Raw genomic sequence first — 20,685 nt, forward strand, 5'->3', positions numbered from 1 at the left:
GCTCAGCGGCCGGCCCGCGCGGCGCCGGGGCCGCTCATCGGGCGGCCTGCGACAGCTGCCGCTCCAGGTCCTCGATCGCCGACCGCTCCCGGTCGGAGCTCTCGATGATGTGGTCCGCGAGGTACTCGATGTTGTCCACCGGCGCCTCCCCCGCGAGCGACTTGATCCCCACTGTAGCGACCCCTCCGAGCGCCTCCGCGATGTTTCGGGCCTCGGCCACGAACTGCAGCGCGAGCGCCTGGATCGTGCCCTCGGCCTCGGCGATGACGACATCGGCCTTGCCCGACAGCTCCTCGAGGCGCTGCGATTCCTCGATGTCGCGGTTGCAGCGGTCCATGACCGCCAGCCGGGCGTCGCAATCATTATAGAATTTGCGGAGCGCCGCCGCCCGCCCGTCGAGCTTCCGCAGGGCCTCCCCAAGCTTCGCTTCGAGTCGGTCCGCGACCCGGCCCTGAGTCCGCGCGAGTTCGCTCTCCGGTTCGTCGCGAAGACGTTCGCGCCAGTACGCGGCGGAACGCTGCGCCTCATCCGCCGCCCGGGTGAGTTCCGACCGCGCCTGTCCCCACTCCGAGCCCCTTCCCAGCGTCCGCTCGCGGTGCGCCTGGATTCGCTCCCGGAACTCCGTCACCGCGTAGTCGTGTACACGGAGCACCGCCCAGGGCTCGCGCCGCCGGTAGGCGACGATTCCGTCCTCCGCCTCCTTCCGGATCGCGGACCGTTTCTGCCGAGCGGGATGGGCCTTGCCGAGCCCGTTCAGCGCCCAGAGCACGGCCGCGACGCCCAGAACTCCGAACATCCCCGGCCCTCCGCTGACGACGCCCGCGTAGCACGACCCGACGATGACGAGCGGGACGACCCAGTGCGTGACCGACCGGGGGTCCCTGGTCCGCGAACGCGCCAGCTCCGCATCGAGTTCGCGCTCGGCCGCTTTCGCCTCCCGCTCGAAGCAGCGGCGGGCGAGGGCGGCTATTGAAACGTCGGACGCGCTCAAGAGGCGCCGCTCTCGCCGATCAGCTCGTGGCGCGCGGCGGCGTGCGCACGATCACGCCGGGTACGCCGGCCTCGCGCAGGCGGTTGTTGAACTCGGCCACGTCCGTGTCGATGATCTGCTGGAGCGTGCCCAGCCACCCGCCGAGTTCGGCCTCGAGTTCGTCGGCGCGGACCGCCGCCACCGCGTTCGGGCGGTCGTAGGTCGACGCGATGTAGCCGTACAGGTTGGCGATCTCGTTGTCGAGCATGGGCGGGAAGTTGAGCATGTCCTGCCCTGACCGGTTCCTCGTCTGGAAGAGTTCCTCCTCCACGTCCGTGAGCTTCTCCCCCGCGGCGTCCGCCATCTCGGCGAAGTCATCGCCGTAGCCGGCCTCCTCCACGGACTCCGCGATGTCGCCCATCTGCGACCGGATCGACCGCGCCTCGCGCACGGCGTCGTGCGACTGCTGCAGAAGACCGCGCACCCGGACCATCAGGTCGTGCTGCTGCTGCAGGTCCGCGACGGTGACCTGGTCGGCCACCCGCGGGTCGATGTGGACCGCCAGCGGCTGCGTCTGCGTCGCCTCACCAGCCGTCAGACGCACCTCATAGCGCCCGGGGACGGCGGGCACGCGACCCGTGAAGCCCCAGATCCGGGCGCCCTGGACGAGGTCGGGCCCTTCTTCCTGCAGATTCCACACCATTCGGTTCAGGCCCGCGCTCGTCTGCAGGCGGTCGGGCGACCAGCTCGACGCGCGCCCGATCGCCGCCTTCGCCTCATCGTCCCACGAACCGGGATTCGAGGAGTAGACCCGCACGACCTCGCCCCCCGCATCCACGATCTCGAGGTCGATCGTTTCCTCCATCCCCTCGCCGAGCGCGAAGTAGATCGACGCCCCGTTGGGGAAGACGCCCTGCGCGCGCACCGCCTCGCGCGGCGTGTAGAGGTGGACATCGGATGCCAGCGTGGCCGCCGACATCGTCCGCAGCGGCGTCACGTCGTCGAGGATCCAGAACGAGCGGCCCTGCGTCCCCATGACGAGGTCGCCCTCGTGCACGAGCATGTCCGTGATCGGCGTGATCGGCAGGTTCTGCTGGAAGCGCTGCCAGTTGTCGCCGCCATCGAAGCTCACGTAGAGCCCGAACTCGGTGCCCGCGTAGAGGAGCCCCTCCCGCACCGGGTCCTCCCGCACGACGCGCACGAAGTGGCCGGGTTCGATCCCGTTCGCCGAGAGGCGCGTCCAGCTCTCCCCGTAGTCGTCCGTGCGCCACATGTAGGGTGTGACGTCCTGCATCCGGTAGCGGTAGACGGCGACGTGCGCCCGCCCCGGGCCGTGCGCCGAGAGGTCGATCATGTTGACGGTCGAGAACTCCGGCAGGTCGCCCGGCGTCACGTCCATCCAGCTCGCCCCGTCGTCCCGCGACACGTGGATGAGGCCGTCGTCCGAGCCCGCCCACAGGACCCCTGCCTCGTGCGGCGACTCCTCGAAGGCGAAGACCGTCCCGTACATCTCCACCCCGGTGTTGTCCCACGTGATGCGCCCGCCCGCGTGCTCCATCTTCGTCGTGTCGTTGCGCGTGAGGTCGGGGCTGATCGTCTCCCACGAGTATCCGGCGTCCGATGTCCGGTTCACGAACTGGGACGTGTGATAGATGACGTCGGGGTTGTGCGGGGAAATCCGGATCGGCGCGTTCCACTGGAAGCGGTGCTTCATCGTCTTCGGCGCCTGTCCCAGCTGGAGCTGCGGATAGAGGAGCATCTGCCGCACGTCGCCCGTCTCGCGGTCCACTCGGTTGATGCTGCCGCCGTAGCAGCCCGCGTACGTCACGTTGGGGTTCCGCGGGTCGATCGCGATATGGCCGCTCTCGCAGCCCCCGACCGCGGCCCAGTGCTGCGCCTGCTGGACCGCCGGCATCCCGCGGCTAGGCACCATGATCGTGGAGTTGTCCTGCTGCGAGCCGTACACCCGGTAGGGGAACTGGTTGTCGACGAACACCCGGTACATCTCGGCCGTGACCTGGTTGTAGTAGGTGGACCAGCTCTCCGCACCCGTCGTCGTCACCTGGCCGCCGCCGTCGTTCGCCACGACCTGGAAGTCGGGGTTCTCGTAGTTGATCCAGAGGTCGTGCACGTCCCCGTGCGGGACGCCGTAGCTCTGCCACGTCACGCCCCCGTCGACCGACTTGTTGTAGCCCACGTTGAGGGCGTAGACCGTGTTCTCGTCCACCGGGTCCGCGTAGATGTGCGTGTAGTACCACGCCCGCTGCAGGAGTCCGCGGTCGCTGTTCACCCGCCGCCAGGTGTCGCCGCCGTCCTCGGAGCGGTAGACGCCGCCGCGGTCGTCGGACGCCTCGATGAGCACCCACACGCGGTCGGGGTTCGCCCGGGAGACGGTGACGGCGGACTTGCCGACGAGGCCGGTGGGGAGCCCGCCCTCGAGCCGGTCCCACGTGTCCCCGCCATCGGTCGACCGGAAGACGCCGGACTCCTCCGAACCCGACGTCGCGGTCCAGGGCTTCCGCTCGGCCCGCCACGCCGAGGCGAAGACGATGCGCGGATTCGACGGGTTGATCGCGAGGTCCACGGCGCCCGTGGAGTCGGAGATCGCGAGGACGTGGTCCCACGTGTCGCCGCCGTCCGTCGTGCGGAACACACCGCGCTCCGGGTTGGGGCCGAAGGGATCGCCGAGCGCCGCCACAAAAGCGATGTCGGCATCGTGCGGGTGGACCTGGATGTCGCCGATCTGGCCCGAGTTCGGGAGCCCGATGTGGGTCCACGAGTCGCCGCCGTTGGTGCTGCGGTAGAGGCCGATTCCCTTCGAGATGTTGCCGCGGATGCAGGACGAGCCCGTGCCCACGTAGATGACGTTCGCGTCGCTGTCCGCCACGTCGATCGACCCGATGGCCCCCGTCCCGATGTAGCCGTCGGAGATGTTGCGCCAGTTGAGGCCGGCGTCGTCCGTGCGCCACACGCCGCCGCCGGTCGCGCCCATGAAGTAGGTGAGCGGCTGCTCGGTGATCCCCGCCACGGCGGTGCTGCGGCCTCCCCGGGGCGGCCCGATCGAGCGGAAACCGAGACCCGCCACGTCGGCGGAGTCGAAGACCACCGCCTCCTGGGCTGCGAGCGCCGAGGGCGCGACGGCGAGGTCCGCCGCGACGAAGACGGCTGCGGCGAGGGTGAACGTGGTCGGCGTGAGGATGGCCAGCTTGCGCATGGGGCTCTCGCTCCTGTTACGGCGGCACGTGATCCGGTTGTGGTCGCGCTGACCGACGGCCGGTGCCGGTCGGGACACGCGGGAGCGCCAACCTAGATTATCCAAGGGTGCCGCGACAATCACGGCGGAGGGCAAAACCGGATCACAGCCTCAGGCGCCGCTCCCGGCTTCGGTGAAGAAGTCGCGCAGGCGGCGGGTCACGAGGGCGTCCTCGCCTTCGCGGAGGAGGCGGGTGCGGACCGTCATCAGGTAGGCGAGGCGGGGCTCCCCGGCCATGAGTCCGGCTTTGGCCTCGTCGGTCGTGAGGGGGATGATCTCGGGGTTCCAGGTCAGTTCCACGTCCTCGTAGCCCGCCGTGTTCGTCACGACCTCTGCGGTGAGGCCGGGGACGTCGGCGAGGCCGGCGGCGATGCGACGGGCCGTGCCGGACCAGCCCGCGACCCACGACTCGACATCGCGGGCCACGTAGCGGTCCAGGGCGACCAGGAGACCGACGATCTCCTCCTTCCCGACCTTCATGCCCCGGCCGATGCCATCGTTCGGCGAGGCGTTCAGACGGGCCGCTTCGACGAGGTCCGCCCGCCCGGCGAGGATGCCGGACGACTGCGGGCCGCCGATCCCCTTTCCGCCGCTGATCACGATCAGATCGGCGCCCGCCTCGACGAACTCCACGAGACCCACCCCGGTCGGGAGGTCCGATGCCATGTCCACCAGTACCGGGACGCCCTCCGCGCGCCCGATCTCGATCTGCTCGCGGACGGCCATGACCTCGGGTCCCGGGGCCGGCGCCCAGTCCACGGGGGCCGGCGGTGCGAACATCGTCTGGCGTTCCGCCGTCGCGAGGGCGGCGATCATCGCCGTTCGCTCCGAGAGCGCGGCGCGGAAGTCGTCACGCGTCTCCGCCTCGACGATCGTCATCCCCGCGTCCCGGTACGCCCGGTCGTAGCCGAACCGGTGCGGCGTCTGGATCAGACACTGCCGCCTGGGCCACGTGGGGAGGGGAAGGGCGTGGACCCGCTCCGGATCCGTGCCCGTCAGGCAGCCCGCCGCCCCCAGCACCATGGCCGAGAACCCGCCCGCCGTGACGAGCGCGGCCTCCGTCCCGAGCCGCTCGGCGATCCGCGCCCCCGCCGCCTCGAGCAACTCGTTCATGTCGACGAAGAACTCGTTCGCCTCGGCCATCGCCGCGATGACCTCGGCGTCCATCCGCCCGCCACCCAGCCGGGAGACGTGCTCGTGCGCCGGCAGGTGCGGCCGGACGCCCAGAAGGCGGGTATAGATGTTGTCGCGGTAGCGGGCTTCGAGTGCGTCCGGATCGGTCGGCCACCCCTCCGCGCCCACGCCCTGCCCGCCATCACCCGTCCCCGTCCCGCACCCCGAGAGGCTGATCGTGAGACCCGCCGCCCCCGCTCCCGACCGGATCACGAACCCCCGCCGATCGACCGTCACGATCCCGAGGTGGCGAGCCGCGCCGGTTCGAGCATCAGAGTTGCTTCACTTCTTCGGTGATTCGGGCCAGGGCGTCGGAGGCGTCGCCGAAGAACATGCGGTTGTTCCGCAGGTAAAAGAGCGGGTTGTCGATCCCCGCGTAGCCCACCGAGAGCGAGCGCTTGATAACTATGCACGTCTTCGCGCGGTCCGTCTCGATGATCGGCATGCCCCCGATCGGGCTCGACGGTTCGTCGCGCGCGAGCGGGTTCACGACGTCGTTCGCTCCCACGACCACGGCGACGTCGATGTTCTCCATGTCGGGGTTCACGTCCTCGGGCTCGCAGAGCTGCTCGTACGGCACGTTCGCCTCGGCGAGCAGGACGTTCATGTGGCCGGGCATCCGCCCCGCCACCGGGTGGACGCAATAGCGCACGGAGACGCCGCGCTCCGTCAGCAGGTCCGCCAGTTCGCGCACCCGGTGCTGTGCCTGCGCCACCGCGAGGCCGTAGCCGGGGACGAAGATGACCTGCGACGCGTAGCCGAGAACCATGGCGGAGTCCTCGGCTTCGATCGGCGTCGCCACCCGGTCGCCGTCCGCCGCTCGCCCCGCCGACGCCGCCGTCGTCCCGAAGGCGCTGAACAGGACGTTCGCCAGCGAGCGGTTCATCGCGCGGCACATGATGCCGGTGAGGATGAGTCCGGAGGCGCCCACCAGCGCGCCGGAGATGATGAGTGCGTTGTTCTCGAGCACGAACCCGGCCGACGCCGCCGCGAGCCCGGAGTAGGAGTTGAGCAGCGCCACCACGACCGGCATGTCCGCGCCCCCGATCGGGATCACGAACAGGACGCCGAGGATGAGGGCGGCCGCGATGAGACCCCAGTAGAAGACGAGGTTCGACTCGAAGCCGACGAGGTAGACCGCCAGGACCACGGCGAAGCCCAGGAGGATGCCGGCGGAGAACTTCACGAGCGGGTTCGAGATCGCGTTGCCGGTCACGAACCCCTGCAGCTTCCCGAACGCGATCATGCTGCCGGAGAAGGTGACGGCGCCGATCAGCGTCCCGGCCATGATCGACACCCCGGAGTCGACGGCGAGCATCTCCGCGCCCCCCGCGACGCGCAGGTACTCCCCGACCGCGACGAGACCGGACGCGGCCCCGCCGAAGCCGTTGAAGACCGCGACCATCTCCGGCATGGCGGTCATCTTCACCGTCCGGGCCATGACCGCGCCGATCAGGCCGCCGACGGCGACGCCGACGATGATCCACGTGTAGTCCAGACCGCTCTCGAGCAGCGTCGCGATCACCGCGAGCAGCATGCCGAGCGCGGCGAGCCGGTTGCCGCCCGCCGCCGTATCCGGATGGCTGAGCCGCTTGATCCCGAGGATGAAAAGGACGGCGGACGCCAGGTAGGCGAGCGGGATGACCGTCGAGAATCCTGACATTTCCATCGCTCAGCTCGCGTCCTTGCTCTTGAACATCTGGAGCATGCGGTCGGTGACGAGAAAGCCGCCGACGACGTTGATCGTGGCGAGGATCAGCGCCGCCAGCCCGATCCAACGCATGAGGTGCGCGTCTCCGGCGCGTCCGATCACAAGCAGCGCGCCCACGATCGAGATCCCCGAGATCGCGTTCGATCCCGACATGAGCGGCGTGTGCAGCGTGGGCGGCACTTTCGTGATGAGTTCGAAGCCCACGAACATCGCGAGCACGAACACATACAGTCCGATCAGGAGCGTTCCTTCCATCGGCCAGGCCTCGTCGTTGAGTTTCGCCCGGGGTCGACCGCCCCGGGCTCCGTCGTCAGGTGCGCGTCAGGCGCCGAACCGGACCTCTCCCGCGTGCGTCACGCAGCAGGGTCCGATCACATCGTCCTCCAGGTCCACCGCGACCCCGTCCTCCCCGAACATCGGCTTCACGAGCGCGGAGAGGTTGCGGCCGAGCAACTGGCTCGCGTGGTAGGGAAGCGAGCCCGGCACGTTGAGCGGGGCGTGGATCGTCACGCCGCGCTCAACGACCGTCTCCCCGGGCGCCGACAGCGAGCAGTTGCCGCCGGCCTCGCCCGCGAGATCGACGATCACCGAGCCCTCCTTCATCCGGTCCACCACGTCGTCGGTGATCAGCACGGGCGCGCGGCGTCCCGGCACCAGCGCCGTCGTGATGACGACGTCCGCCCGCGCGACGTGCTGCGCGAGCAGTTCCCGCTGCCGCGCCTGCTCCGCCTCCTCGAGTTCCTTTGCGTAGCCCCCCTCCGTCTCGGCGTCGTCCGCCGCGCCCTCGTCGAGGTCCACGAACTTTGCACCGAGGCTCTCGACCTCTTCGCGCACGGCGGCGCGGATGTCGTAACCCCACGTGTCCGCGCCGAGCCGGCGGGCCGTCGCGATCGCCTGCAGCCCCGCGACCCCCGCCCCCAGCACGAGCACCCGCGCCGGGGAGAGCGTCCCCGCCGCCGTCATGAGGAGGGGAAAGATGCGCCCGAGCGAGTTCGCTCCGAGGAGGACGGCCTTGTACCCCGCCAGATTGCTCTGGGACGAGAGGGCGTCCATCGACTGCGCGCGCGTGATCCTCGGCACCAGTTCCAGCGACAGCGCCGTGACTCCGCCCGCGGCGAGGCGCTCGATCAGCGCCGCGTTCTCGTGCGGGCGCAGGAGGCACGCGAGGACCGTCCCCTCCCGGAGTCCGTCCGCTTCGGCCTCCGACGGCGGGGCGACCTTGAATACGACGTCGGCCTCGCCCAGAAGCCGGCCCGCATCGGGGACGATCTCCACGCCCACGTCCTCGTAGGCCGCATCCGGGAAGCCGGCCGCCCGTCCCGCTCCCGCTTCGACGGCGATCGAAACGTCATCCGAGAGCAGACGCTTCGCCCCGTCCGGCGTGAGGGCGACCCGCGACTCCCCGGCGGCGGTCTCCCGCGGGACACAGATTCGAACGCTCAAGGGCGACTCCCATTATCCACGGTGTTGATCCACGGTCCTGCTGCGTATGCGGCGGCGCCGCGAATCTTGACCGCACGACCGCCGTGCGCAACGCACCGCGCCCCCGAGTGTGGCGCCGCGTACTTCCACGACACCGCACCGGATTGCGCCGCCGCCCCGGCGAGTGCCTATTCCCGGAAAGTCCCAGCCCCAGGAGGACCGCATGTTTCGCCGTTCGTTCGCCGCTCCGGCGGTGCTCATCCCCGCCCTTTCGATCGCCGCCGCCCCCGACGTCGCCGCTCAGGACGCGGTCGCGCTCGCCATCGCGCCCATCCCCACGGAAGCGGAGCAGGCGACCGCGAAGGTCCTCCAGAAGCAGGGAGACGAGTGGGTGACGCTGCGCGAGGGCGCCGGACCGTTCATCTGCATCGCCGACGACCCCGCCGTCGACGGTTTCCACTCCGCCTGCTACCACGAGTCGCTCGAGATGTACATGGCGCGCGGCCGCGAACTCACCGCGCAGGGCGTCACGGGGCGGGAGAACGTCGAGATGCGGATGTCCGAGATCAAGGCGGGCACGCTGCAGATGCCGAGTTACGCCTTCCTGCACGCGATCTACGCCGCCGAGGGGTGGTCCGGGGATCTGGAGGCGGTCCAGCGGCACCAGGCCGTCATCTACACGCCATTCGCGACGGCCGAAGACCTGGGCCTCCCGACGAGGGCGACGCGGGGCGCATGGCTGATGGGGGCCGGCACGGCGAACGCGCACGTCATGATCACGCCCTGACCGGCCTCCACCCACACCGCACGGCGAACCGCAGGCCATGGCCGAGATCACACGACACCAGTTGAGCGCCCTTCTCCTCAGCGCGCTCCGCGACAGGGGACTGGGCGCGCGCGACCTCTTCGAGGGGCGCCAGGAGCCGCTCTCTTGGTTCTTCCGCGTCGTCGCCTACGACCAGTCCGAACTCGACATCCTCGAGTCCGGCGCGCTCGACACCCTCCACGCCCCGTCCGCGATGGTCGAACTCGTGATCGACGAGATGGCGCTCGGACTCGCCAACATCGGGACCGAGGGGCTCGGCACCTACCTCGCTCCGCCGGAAGACCCGATTCCCGGCCGCGACGGGCTCGAACTCGGTCCCGAGGTGATGCTCGGGTACGTCCACATCGACGTGGCCCCTCCCGCCCTCTGGCTGGACGAGCGGGAGTCGAACCCCACGCGTAACGACGCGCTCGCGTCCCGGCTCTCCAAGGTCGCGCAGGAGGTGGGGGCCGTCTCGGACACCGTCGAGGTGCATATCGAGGGCGCCCTCGACCCGGACGGCGGGTGGACCGATCCGAAGGAGAACGTCCGCCCCGCCGGCGTGGCGGTCCACTTCACCTTCGACATCCCGCTCGCCGGCACGGGGAAACGGGAACTCGCGGCCGTCTTCGCGCGCGCCGCCGACGGGGCCCGCGACGCGGTGGAGGGGATGCGGTCCGTCTTCCGCGGAGACCACGAATAGCCGCCCGCGGCAAACCCCGCTTCCGCGTTCTTCCCGCCGCAGCCCTCGCCGCCGGCCTCTTCGCCGCCTGCGACGCCTCCGCCCCGCCCCCCTCGATCGACTGGATCGAGGGGAACGGAACCCGCGTGCGCCTCCTCTCCTTCGAGGGCGAGCCCGAGGGCGGTTTCACCCCGCTGTCGGCGCGGAGGACGGGCATCGAGGCGGTCCCCACCGTCTCCCGCGAGGCCCGGCTCGCGAACCGAACGCTCATCCACGGCGTCGGCATAGCGCTCGGGGACGTGGACGGGGACGGCTGGGTCGACCTCTACCTCTGCATGCTCGACCGGCCGAACGTCCTCTACCGCAACCTCGGAGGCTGGCGCTTCGAGGACGTGACGGAGCGCTCCAGGGCCGGCCTCGGGGACCGGCTGTCGCGGGGCGCCGTGCTCGCGGATGCGGAGGGCGACGGCGACCTGGACCTCTTCGTGGCCGTACACGGGGGGACGAACGCCCTCCTCCTGAACGACGGGAGCGGCGTGTTCGAGGAGGTCGAGGCGGGGTTCGAGGGGGAATGGGGGAGCAGCACGCTCGCGCTCGCCGACATCGACGGGGACGAGGACCTCGACGCGTACTTCGCGAACTACAAGACCGTCCAGGGGGACGACCTTTTCAGCCCCGAGGAGCGAAGGCCGCGCGAGATCGCCGAGCGCGTCGGCGACGAGTTCGTGCTCCGCCCCCCCTTCGACGAGCACTACCGGCTCGAACTCCAGGGCGAGAGCGTGCTGCGCTTCGAACTCGCGGACCCCGACGAGCTCTACCTGAACGATGGATCCGGGGGCTTCGCGCCGGTCGACCTCGCGGGCGGGATCTTCCGGGAGGCGGGTGGCGAGCCGGTCTCCGCCGTCCCCCGGGACTGGGGGCTCGTCGCAAGGTTCTTCGACGCGGATGACGACGGGGACGCGGACCTCTTCGTAGCCAACGATCTGGGCAGCCGGGACGGGTTCTGGCTCAACGAGGGGGGCACGTTCACCGCCGCGTCGGGACTTGCCTTCCGCACCGAGAGCACCTCCTCGATGGGGGTCGACTTCTCGGATATCGATGGAGACGGCGACACGGACTTCGTGACGACGGAGATGCTCTCGCCCGATCCCGTGAGGCGGCGGGAGCAGGTCGCCCTCGCCGTGCCCGGGTGGACGCCCCCCGGCGGGCACGCGACGCGGATCTCCGTCGACCGGAACACCCTCCAGCTCAACCGGGGCGACGGTACGTGGGCCGAGACGGCGCGGGCCGCGGGGCTCGACGCGTCGGAGTGGACCTGGGGCGCGATGTTCCTCGACGTCGATCTCGATGGCTACGAGGACCTGCTCGTCACGAACGGGCACGCGTGGGACCCGCTGGACGGAGACACGCAGGAGGCGCTGCGGACCCGCCGCATCCAGGTGGACTGGCGCGAGGAACTCGGGGTGTTTCCGCCGCTCCGGCTGCGGAACCTCGCCTTCCGCAACCTCGGTGACGGCGCCTTCGCCGACATGACCCGGAGCTGGGGGTACGGGGCGGAGCCGGACGTGAGTCACGGGATCGCGGCGGCGGACTTCGACCGCGACGGCGATCGGGACGTCGTGATCACGCGGCTGGACGAACCGCCCCTCGTCCTGCGCAACGACGCCGGGCGGGCGCGGATCGCCGTGCGCGTAATCGGGGAGGGCGGCAACACGCAGGCGATCGGGGCGCGCGTCGTGCTCGCCGGCGCGTCGCCGGAGCAGACGCGGCAGGTGACCGCGGGCGGCATGTATCTCTCCGGCTCGGATCCCGGGCTCACCTTCGCCATGGGCGACGCCGAGGCCGCCGAAGCGAGGATCGTCTGGCCCTCGGGGCGGAGCCGGAACGTCCGCGTGGTCGCGAACCGCGCCTACGAGGTGTGGCCGCCGCCCGACGGCACGGCGGCGGAGGGCGGCGATGCGGGGGCGGGGAGCGGCGGGCTGCTCTTCGCGGCGGCGGAGACGGTCGGTCGGCACGGCGAGTCCGCCTTCGATGAACTCGCCCGGCAGCCGCTCGTGCCGCTTGAGCTGTCCCGGAGCGGCCCGGGCGTGGCGTGGGTGGATGCGGACGCGGACGGCGATCCGGACCTGCTCGTTGGGGCGGGGGCGGGAGGCCGCGCCCAGCTCGCCGTCAACGAAGCCGGGCGGCTGGCGGACCCCGTGCCCATCGGCGCCCCCGCCGCCGGCGACCACACGTCCATCATCGGGCTTCCCGCGGCCGGCCGCCCGGTCATCGTCGCGGGCGTCAGCTCCTGGGAAGCCCGCTCGCCCGCCGACCTCGACGCGATTCCGCCCCTCGCCCGCCTCGATCCGGGCCCCGCGCCGGCTCTCCCGCCGAGCCGCCACGCGACGGGGCCCCTGGCGGCCGCCGATGTCGACGGAGACGGCGACCTCGACCTCTTCGCCGGCGCCCGCGCGACCCCCGGCGCCTACCCCCTGCCCGCCGACTCGCGGCTGCTCCTCGCCGATGGCGGCGACTGGGTCGTCGACGCGGAGGCCGCCGAGGCACTGCGGCAGATCGGCCTCGTCTCGGGGGCCGTGTTCTCCGACGTGGATGGCGATGGCGATCCCGACCTCCTCCTTGCGCTGGAATGGGGCCCCCTGCGGCTCCTGGAGAACGACGGGGGGCGCTTCACCGACGCGACGGACGCCTGGGGCCTCGGCGCGCACACCGGCCGCTGGAACGGGATCGCGACGGGTGATTTCAATGCGGATGGCCGCCCGGACCTCGCGGTGACGGCGTGGGGAACGAACACCGGGCGCTTCGCGAGCGCAGAGCGGCCGGTCGGCGTCGTCGCCTCGGACTTCGACGGGAACGGGCTCGTCGACCTCATCGAGTTCGAGACCGGGGCGGACGGCGTCCGGCGGCCCGCGCGCGACTTTCTCACGCTCGGCACGACGCTCCCCTTCCTGCGGCGCGCGGCCCCGACGTTCGAGGCTTTCGCCCGAAGTTCCGTTGACGACCTCCTCGGAACGGGACGCACGGGGCTCTACCGGACGAGCGCCGCGACGCTGCTCCACACCGTCTTCCTCAACGCCGGCGGGCGGTTCGAGCCGCGTCCTCTGCCGGCGGCCGCCCAACGCGCCCCCGCCTTCGGCGTCGCGGTGGCGGACTTCGACCGGGACGGCCGCGAGGACCTCTTCCTGGCGCAGAACCATTTCGCGATGCCGGAGGGCCTCGGGCGCCACGACGCGGGACGCGGAGCCGTGCTGCTCGGCGACGGCGCGGGCGGGTTCAGCGCCCTCGACGCGGCGCGGAGCGGGGTCGCGGTGTACGGGGACGCCCGCGCGGCCGCCGTGGCCGACCTCGATGCGGACGGGCGCTGGGACCTGGCCGTCGGGCAGAACGGAGCCGAGACCGTCATCTTCCGGGGACGGGGTGGGGTGCCCGGCCTGCGGGTCCGGCTGTCCGCCGGCGCATGGCTGCGCCCGAGGTACGCCGATGGGAGCGAGGGTCCCGCCCGGGAGATCCAGTTCGGGAGCGGGTATTGGTCCTTCAACGGGCCCGTGCAGGTGCTGGGGCGCGCGGCGGACATCCGCGCCCTGACGGTCCGCTGGTCCGACGGCGCCGAGGAGACGTTCCCGGTGGAGACCGGGGCGAGGGAGGTTACGCTGAGACGAGGCGAAGGCTCGTGAACGCCCGCGACGCAGTCGCCCGCCCGCGTCCGCAGGCTCGGGCGCGGGCGGGGGGCCGACCGCGGGCCCGGCACACGGCGGCGGCGCTGCTCGCCATCGCGGTGACAGCAGGCTGCGGAGAACGCGCCGGCGATGCCGCCGAGTCCCCCGGTTCCGCCAATCCCACAGCCGGGACGCGCGAGATGGCGGCCCGCCTGCTCGCGCTGGCCGATTCGGCGGATCCGCTGCTCGACGAGCAACTTAACACCGCGCGCCTCCGCTACCTCACGAACCTGCCGCCGTCGGCGGATGGCGCGGAGATGCTCGTCCGCGCCGCGAACGCCGCGCGGGAACTCCTGAACGCGGGACACACGCAGCCCGCGCTCGAACAGTTCATCTTCGTCGACCAGACGCTGGAAGGGATTCCCGCCGAGCCCTTCCCCGGCTTCCGCCGCTCCATCGAGGAACTCATCGGGATCGCCTTCCTCCGCCTCGGCGCGGAACTCGCATGCCCCGCCTCGGGACCCGCCGCGGGCACCGTCGAGCCGGCCCTCGAGCGCTCCCCGTGCTGGCCCGCCGTCCCCCCGACCGCCGCCGCTCGCTCGACCGCCCCCGCTCCCGCCTCCGATTCGGCGCGCGCGGCCCTCAACGCGGCGGTCGGCTGGCACCGGTCGCTCCTGCAGCTCCGCCCCGACGACCTGCGCGCGCGCTGGGTGCTGAACCTCGCCGCCATGGCCGCCGGGGCGTGGCCCGACAGCGTCCCGCCCGAGTACAGGATCGAGGGGACCGCCGTGGGCGGGGCCGGAGTGTTCCCCCGCTTCGAGGACGTGGCCGCGCGGGCGGGTCTGGACGCCGTCTCCCTCTCCGGCGGCGCGATCGCCGACGACCTCGGCGGCGACGGCCTGCCGGACGTGATGACCTCCTCCCGCGGCCTCCTGCACCAGCTCCGCTACTTCGAGAGCGACGGCGTGGGCGGCTTCGTCGACCGTACGGCCGAGGCCGGCCTCGAGGGCCTCCTCGGCGGGCTCAACCTCGCCCACGCCGACTACGACAACGACGGCGACGCGGACGTCTTCGTCCTCCGGGGCGGCTGGCTCGTCCAGCCCCTCCCCAACTCCCTCCTGCGCAACGACGGCGGCGTCTTCTCCGACGTGACGCGGGAGGCCGGACTCTATTCCGAGCACCCGACCCAGACCGGCGCGTGGGCCGACTACGACGGCGACGGATGGCTCGACCTCTTCATCGGCAACGAGTCGAGGGACAGCCTGACGCACCGCAGCGAACTCTACCGGAACCGCGGCGACGGCACCTTCGAGGAGGTGGCCGCGGAGGTCGGAATCGAGGTCTCGGACTTCGTGAAGGGCGTGACCTGGGGGGACTACGACAACGACGGCCGCCCGGACCTCTATCTCTCGGTTCTCCACGCCTCCAACCGCCTCTACCGGAACCTGGGCCCGGACCCCTCCGGAGGCTGGGCCTTCGAGGACGTGACCGTGGCGGCCGGCGTCGGCGAACCGCTGGCGAGCTTCCCGACCTGGTTCTGGGATTTCGACAACGACGGGTGGCTCGACATCTACGTCGCGGGCTACGCCGCGCAGACCGCCGATCTCGTGCGCGAGATGACCGGCGAACCGCACTCCGCCGAACTCCCCCGCCTCTACCGCAACCGGGGGGACGGCACCTTCGCCGACGTCACGGCCGCGCAGGGTCTCGACCGGATCATGTACGCGATGGGATCGAACTACGGCGATCTCGACGGCGACGGCCGGCTCGACTTCCTCGTCGGCACGGGCGATCCTGACCTCCGGCAGCTGATGCCGAACCGGATGTTCCGCAACCTCGGCGACCGCTTCGAGGAGATTACCGGCGCGGGCGGGTTCGGGAGCCTGCACAAGGGGCACGGCGTCTCGTTCGTGGACATCGACAACGACGGCGACACCGACGTCCACATCCAGCTCGGGGGCGCGAACGAGGGGGACCTCTCGCCGAACGCCCTGTACGAGAACCCGGGGTTCGACCACCGCTGGATCGCGCTCACGCTGGTCGGCGAGCAGGCGAACCGGCCGGGCATCGGCGCCCGCATCGCGGTGACCGTCGAGGGGCCGGACGGGACGAGACAGATCCACCGGCGTGCCGGCACGGGCGGGAGCTTCGGCTCGAACCCGCTCCGCCAGGAGATCGGGCTGGGCAGGGCGACCCGGATCGAGTCCGTCGAGATCCGCTGGCCGGGTTCGGGCACCGTCGACCGGCTCACCGGCCTCGCCCTCGACCGCGCCTACCGGGTCCGAGAGGGGACCGGGGTCGCCGAACCGCTGGAGAGACCGCGGGTCCGCCTCGGCGGCGGCTGAACTTCAGCGGCGCGTAACCGGTGCCGCAATGGACGAGTCGGCGGAGTGCGAAGGGGTCATCCTCGTGCGGTGCGTGATGGGGACAAGGCTACTGCGGCGGGCTGTCGCCGCCTTTCAGGATGAGGAGCGTGTCGATCGCCGACGAGAAGGTGCCGAAGTCGGCGGCGCCCCGGAGGGCCACGCTGTCGCCGAGGATGAAATAGGGCGTGCTCGAGATCCCGGCCTGTGTGACGCTCGTGTAGTCGCGGAGCACGAGTGGGGCGAGCGTGCTGTTGCGGACGCAGGAGCCGAATGACTCGACGTCGATGTCGAGTTCTCCCGCGTACTCGACGAACAGGGCATAGGGATCGGCCGCGCCGCTCCACTCGTCCTGGCGCTCGAACAGGAGGTCGTGCATGGGCCAGAACTTGCCCACGGCCCCCGCGCAGTACGCCGCCTCGGTGGACACGAAGGCCTCGGGATGGCCGGGATTCGCATAGGCGATCCACAGGTAGCTGACCAAGCCCGCCTGGATGTAGGCGCTGTCGATCTTCGCGAGCGTCTGCACGTGGAACTGCCGGCAGTAGGGGCACTGGAAGTCGGAGATCTCCACCACCCTGACGGGCGCTCCCTCTTCTCCCTTGATGCGGCTGCGGTCGGCGCGCTCGCGGGCCACCTGGGCATTGGGCGGCACGATGGAGCGCTCCTGCATGTCCCCGGCTTCGGCCTCCGCGGCACAGCCTGCGGAGAGGACGATGCCGGAATAGAGGCCGGCAACGGACAGGAAGGGTCCGAAACGGAATCTGGCGTTCAACCCGGTTCTCCCGGTGAAAGGTCGGCGGCGGCCCGATGGAGCGCATCGAGCGCGTCGTCCAGGTGGCGCTCCTCCGTGTGAACGCTCCCGACGGATAACCGTACAGTATAACGTCCGTCCAGTTCCGTGTGCGAGAGAAACGAGCGTCCCCCCGCGTTGACCCGGGACATGATCTCGCGGTTCAGCCGCGCCTCGCCCGCTTGGTCGCCCTCCAGCGGGGCGCGGAAGCAGATGGTGCTGAAGGAGACGGGCGCGGCGAGTTCGAAGGCGCCGCCCTCGACGAGCCGGGCCGCGGCGGCTTCGGCCATCGCGATGTGCCGGCGCATCGTCTCCGCCAGGCCGTCCGTCCCCGCGCACCGGAAGAGCACCCACAGCTTGAGCCCGCGGAAGCGGCGGCCGAGCGCGAGGCCGATGTCCATGAGGTCCGTTTCGTCGTCCTCCGATTCGAGGTAGGTCGGCGTGAGCGCGAGCGAGGCGCGGAAGGGGGCGACGTCGCGGTACAGGAGCACGGAGCAGTCGAGCGAGGTCCCGAGCCACTTGTGGGGATTGAGGACGATGGAGTCCGCCACGTCCCACCCGCGGAAGAGGGGCCGCTGCTCCGGGATCATCGCCGCGGGTCCCGCATAGGCGGCGTCCACGTGCAGCCAGACCCCGTGCCGTTCGGCGATCGCGGCGAGGGCGGGAACGGGGTCGACGCTCGCCGTGGAGGTCGTGCCGATGGTCGCGCACACCATGGCCGGCCGGATTCCGCTTGCGAGGTCGTCGGCGATGGCCGCCTCGAGCGCGTCCGGGCGCATGCGGAAGTCGCCGTCCGTCTCGATGCGGCGGACGGAGCGGCGGCCGAGTCCGGCGGCGATGGCGGATTTCTCCACCGAGGAGTGGGACTGCCTGGAGGTGTAGACGGCGAGTGCGGGGCCTCCCGGGAGCCCCTCGTCCCGCACGCCGTCGCCCGCGCGCTCCCGGGCCGCGAGCAGCGCGGTGAAGGTGGAGGTCGACGCGGTGTCGAAGATGAGGCCGGAGAAGGTGTCGGGGAGTCCGACGGCTTGCCGCAGCCAGTCGACGGCGGTCCGCTCGACCTCGGTCGCGGCGGGAGAGGTCCGCCACAACATTGCGTTCACGCCGACGGCGGCGACGAGGAGTTCCGCCACGATGCTCGGCGCCCGCGTGGAACTCGAGAAATAGGCGAGGAAACCCGGATGATTCCAGTGCGTGAGACCGGAGACGATGTGCTCGTCGAAGTCGGCGAGCACGCGCTCGAAGGGTTCCGGGGTGCGCGGCGGCGACTTCGCGAGGGCGCGGCGGACGTCGCCCGGCTGGACGTCGGGGAGGACGGGCCGCCCCTCGACGCGCTTCCGGTAGTCGACGGTCCACTCCGCCGCGCGCCCGAGCGCCTCGCGCAGGGTGTCCCCGCTCCAGTCCCGGTGCGGTCGATCGATGGGGTCCGGCATGCAAGCTCCTGACTCTCTGGAGTCGTTGTGGCTGCTGTTGGCGGATCTCCGCGTCGCGATCGACGAGGAGATCGAGGCGGTCGCGGCCGACCTCTCACGCCGCCGTCTGGACCGGCCGATCCCGGCGCTCTCCGGACGCCTGCGGGGAGAGGCGGGGACCGGCCACCGCTACACCTTCCAGATCGCGGGGGGAACATACGACATCCGCGCGGACGACCGCGTGCGCATCCACGCCGGCGGGCGGGAGGCGCTCGGGACGGTCCACCGTTTCGACCGCACGCTCGGGCTCCTGCAGGCCGTGAGCCCGGAGTGGCTCGGCGAGCGCCTCGACGGCGGCGAACTCGAGTTCGATCCCACGTGGCTCCTTCGCGAACTCTCGGCGCGGCTGGCCGAGGTCGGCCAAGACCCGGAGGACTTCTTCCCGGACACCGTGCTCGGGGCCTTCGGCCGGCTGCCTCCGCGCCTCGGCCGGGAGTCCGCGCGCCTCGACTCGTCCGCCGACCTCAACGAACCGCAGCGCGAAGCCCTGGAACGGGTGTTGGGAAGCAGCGCCCAACTCGTCTGGGGTCCGCCGGGGACCGGCAAGTCCCGCCTCGTGGCGCGCGCGGCGCTGGAACTCGCGCTCCGCGGACGGGTGCTCGTCGCGGCGACGACGAACGGCGCCGTGGACGAGATCGCGCGCCGCCTCGCTTCGGTGGCCGACCCGGTCATGCTCGACCGCGACCGGATCATCCGCGTGGGGTTCGATCTCGGGGCTGCGCCGGATACGCGCATCGACCTGGGGGCGGTGCTCGCGCGTCGGATCGAGGGGGGTGCCGGCGGGGTGGACCGCACGCTCGCGGAGCACGAGGGGCGGCTGGGGGCCCGCCCGCCGAACGGGGGGCGCGTCGAGGCTCCGGTCCTGAGTCCCTACGCCCGCGCCGGACGCCTGCTCGCGCTCGCGCGCACGCAGAATGATGCGGAGTCCGCCCGCAGCCTGGGCCGCGCCCTGCTCGAGATCGCCCGCCAGGCGGAACGCGCCCTGGAGGAGGCGGATATCGTCCTCACGACCTTCGCCAGGCTCTCGATCCGGGAGGAACTCCGCGAACTGAGGTTCGAATCCCTCCTCATCGACGAGGCGAGCACGGCGCCGCTCCCGTATGTGGCGCTCGCGGCTTCCAGGGTCGCGGGCCCCGTGATCGCCGTCGGCGACTTCCAGCAGCTTCCCCCCGTCGTGTCGAGCACGGCCCCGGCGGCGGCGCGCTGGCTGCGGACGGACCTGTTCAGGGAAGCCGGCGTCGTGGAAGACGCGCAGCCGTCGCTGCCGTCCCCCAACGACGGGCTGTGCGCGATGCTCGATCTCCAGTACCGGATGGCGCCCGACATCCGCGAACTGGTGAGCGAGTTCTTCTACGGCGGACGGCTCAGGGACGCGCCGGAGATCGCCGAGCGCCAAGGGGAGCAGGCCGCCCACGCCTCTTCCGGCACGGCTTCCGCCGCCGGCGCTGCCACCGCTGTGACGGTCCTCGACACGAGCGGGCTCGATCCGAGGGTCGAACGCGTGGACGGCTCGCGGCGGAACCGCACTCACGCCGAGGCTGTGGCGGACTTCGTGGGCGCGGCGGCCCGCGACGGGACCGACGACATCGCCGTAGTCTCGCCCTATCGCGCCCAGACCCGACACCTGAGCGATCTCGTCCGGCGTCGGCTCGGCCGCGCTGCGCCCGCCAATCTCGAGGTGAGCACGATCCACCGCTTCCAGGGGAGGGAGAAGCGCCTCGTGATCATCGACACGGTGGACGCGCCCCCCGGCCGCAGCTGGTTCCTCGACGAGCGCCGGAACCGGGACTTCCCCCGGCTGCTCAACGTCGCCCTTTCGCGGGCGCGCGAGCGTCTGGTCATCGTCGCGACCGTTGCCGGCCTGCGGCGGACGCTCCCTCGTGAAGCCCTCCTGAACCGTCTCCTCGCCCAGGTCGAGCAGTCCGGCACCCGCATCGACGCCGCCCCCGCCGATCTCTGGCACGGCCGCTGACCCGGGGACGCGGGCCAAAATCCGATTTTCACTCGCGAATCGTTACGGGAAATGGCCATCCGGTCAATAGATTTTTGAAAAAAATACGACTCGTGACCATTCGAGGTTGACGACCCAAAAAAATCTTTTTAGAATCAGAGCGTGCTAAGGGAGGCGGCACCGACCGACCGGAGGTCGAGGCCGATGACCGCACCGCGAGTTGCCCGACGCGAGATCGCGAAACCGGGGCGGAAGTCCCGGGCCGGAGGGAGCGGAGTTCCGGCGACGGAACGAAGCGACCGAAGGAAGAGGGGTCGAGCGCAGCTGGTTGGGCAGACGGTACCAGGCTCGCGGCGAGGTTCTGGAAGACCGCGCAAGCTACCAGGACCCGGCGGTAGTTGGCCGTAAACAAGCTTCCTTGCTCAGCCCCTGACACC

The 20,685-nt window shown here is 71.3% G+C and carries 13 protein-coding genes; 5 read left to right on the forward strand and 8 right to left on the reverse strand.

The window, feature by feature from the left end; translation table 11 throughout:
• Positions 1 to 34: 34 nt before the first annotated feature.
• The 6 genes from RN729_RS07020 to RN729_RS07045 form a co-directional block, all read right to left on the reverse strand.
• Positions 35 to 991 (reverse strand): hypothetical protein, encoded by a 957-nt coding sequence (locus RN729_RS07020; RefSeq protein ID WP_310783095.1) that lies wholly within the window; start codon positions 989 to 991, stop codon positions 35 to 37.
• Between the two features lie 19 nt (positions 992 to 1,010).
• The gene (locus tag RN729_RS07025; protein ID WP_310783098.1) at positions 1,011 to 4,184 is read right to left on the reverse strand and encodes a hypothetical protein; all 3,174 of its coding nucleotides are present in this window, start codon (positions 4,182 to 4,184) and stop codon (positions 1,011 to 1,013) included.
• Positions 4,185 to 4,334: 150 nt separating this feature from the next.
• On the reverse strand, positions 4,335 to 5,609 hold the full coding sequence (locus tag RN729_RS07030) for a hypothetical protein (RefSeq protein ID WP_310783100.1): 1,275 nt from the start codon (positions 5,607 to 5,609) through the stop codon (positions 4,335 to 4,337).
• Between the two features lie 58 nt (positions 5,610 to 5,667).
• Positions 5,668 to 7,059: an NAD(P)(+) transhydrogenase (Re/Si-specific) subunit beta gene (locus RN729_RS07035; protein WP_343218906.1), complete on the reverse strand. Its 1,392-nt coding sequence runs from the start codon at positions 7,057 to 7,059 to the stop codon at positions 5,668 to 5,670.
• 9 nt (positions 7,060 to 7,068) lie between these two features.
• Positions 7,069 to 7,362 (reverse strand): NAD(P) transhydrogenase subunit alpha, encoded by a 294-nt coding sequence (locus RN729_RS07040; protein ID WP_310783104.1) that lies wholly within the window; start codon positions 7,360 to 7,362, stop codon positions 7,069 to 7,071.
• A 66-nt stretch (positions 7,363 to 7,428) separates the two neighbouring features.
• Positions 7,429 to 8,550 (reverse strand): Re/Si-specific NAD(P)(+) transhydrogenase subunit alpha, encoded by a 1,122-nt coding sequence (locus RN729_RS07045; protein WP_310783106.1) that lies wholly within the window; start codon positions 8,548 to 8,550, stop codon positions 7,429 to 7,431.
• A gap of 202 nt (positions 8,551 to 8,752) precedes the next feature.
• On the opposite strand from RN729_RS07045, the gene RN729_RS07050 reads away from it, so the two are divergent.
• The 4 genes from RN729_RS07050 (at position 8,753) to RN729_RS07065 (ending at position 16,017) form a co-directional block, all read left to right on the forward strand.
• The gene (locus RN729_RS07050) at positions 8,753 to 9,316 is read left to right on the forward strand and encodes a hypothetical protein (protein ID WP_310783108.1); all 564 of its coding nucleotides are present in this window, start codon (positions 8,753 to 8,755) and stop codon (positions 9,314 to 9,316) included.
• 37 nt (positions 9,317 to 9,353) lie between these two features.
• Positions 9,354 to 10,037, forward strand: coding sequence for a hypothetical protein (locus tag RN729_RS07055; protein ID WP_310783110.1), 684 nt, complete (start codon positions 9,354 to 9,356; stop codon positions 10,035 to 10,037).
• A gap of 125 nt (positions 10,038 to 10,162) precedes the next feature.
• The gene (locus RN729_RS07060) at positions 10,163 to 13,690 is read left to right on the forward strand and encodes a VCBS repeat-containing protein (protein ID WP_310783112.1); all 3,528 of its coding nucleotides are present in this window, start codon (positions 10,163 to 10,165) and stop codon (positions 13,688 to 13,690) included.
• Positions 13,687 to 16,017, forward strand: a complete 2,331-nt coding sequence (locus tag RN729_RS07065) for an FG-GAP-like repeat-containing protein (protein ID WP_310783114.1) — start codon at positions 13,687 to 13,689, stop codon at positions 16,015 to 16,017. Before RN729_RS07060 ends, RN729_RS07065 begins: the two co-directional genes overlap by 4 nt.
• Positions 16,018 to 16,105: 88 nt before the next feature.
• Here the strand turns inward: RN729_RS07065 and RN729_RS07070 are convergent, their stop codons facing one another.
• Together RN729_RS07070 and RN729_RS07075 are read right to left on the reverse strand one after the other, a co-directional pair.
• Positions 16,106 to 16,810 carry a thioredoxin domain-containing protein gene (locus RN729_RS07070; protein WP_310783116.1) on the reverse strand — a complete coding sequence of 235 codons (705 nt, stop codon included), beginning with the start codon at positions 16,808 to 16,810 and terminating at the stop codon, positions 16,106 to 16,108.
• Positions 16,807 to 18,258: an aminotransferase class I/II-fold pyridoxal phosphate-dependent enzyme gene (locus RN729_RS07075; protein ID WP_310783118.1), complete on the reverse strand. Its 1,452-nt coding sequence runs from the start codon at positions 18,256 to 18,258 to the stop codon at positions 16,807 to 16,809. Before RN729_RS07075 ends, RN729_RS07070 begins: the two co-directional genes overlap by 4 nt.
• Here RN729_RS07075 and RN729_RS07080 point away from each other — a divergent pair.
• A complete protein-coding gene (locus RN729_RS07080) occupies positions 18,257 to 20,269 on the forward strand; it encodes an AAA domain-containing protein (protein WP_310783120.1) in 2,013 nt (670 codons plus the stop codon). The genes RN729_RS07075 and RN729_RS07080 overlap by 2 nt on opposite strands.
• Positions 20,270 to 20,685: the final 416 nt, after the last annotated feature.

The organism is Candidatus Palauibacter polyketidifaciens, assembly GCF_947581785.1.
GTDB classification, from domain to species: Bacteria; Gemmatimonadota; Gemmatimonadetes; order Palauibacterales; family Palauibacteraceae; genus Palauibacter; species Palauibacter polyketidifaciens.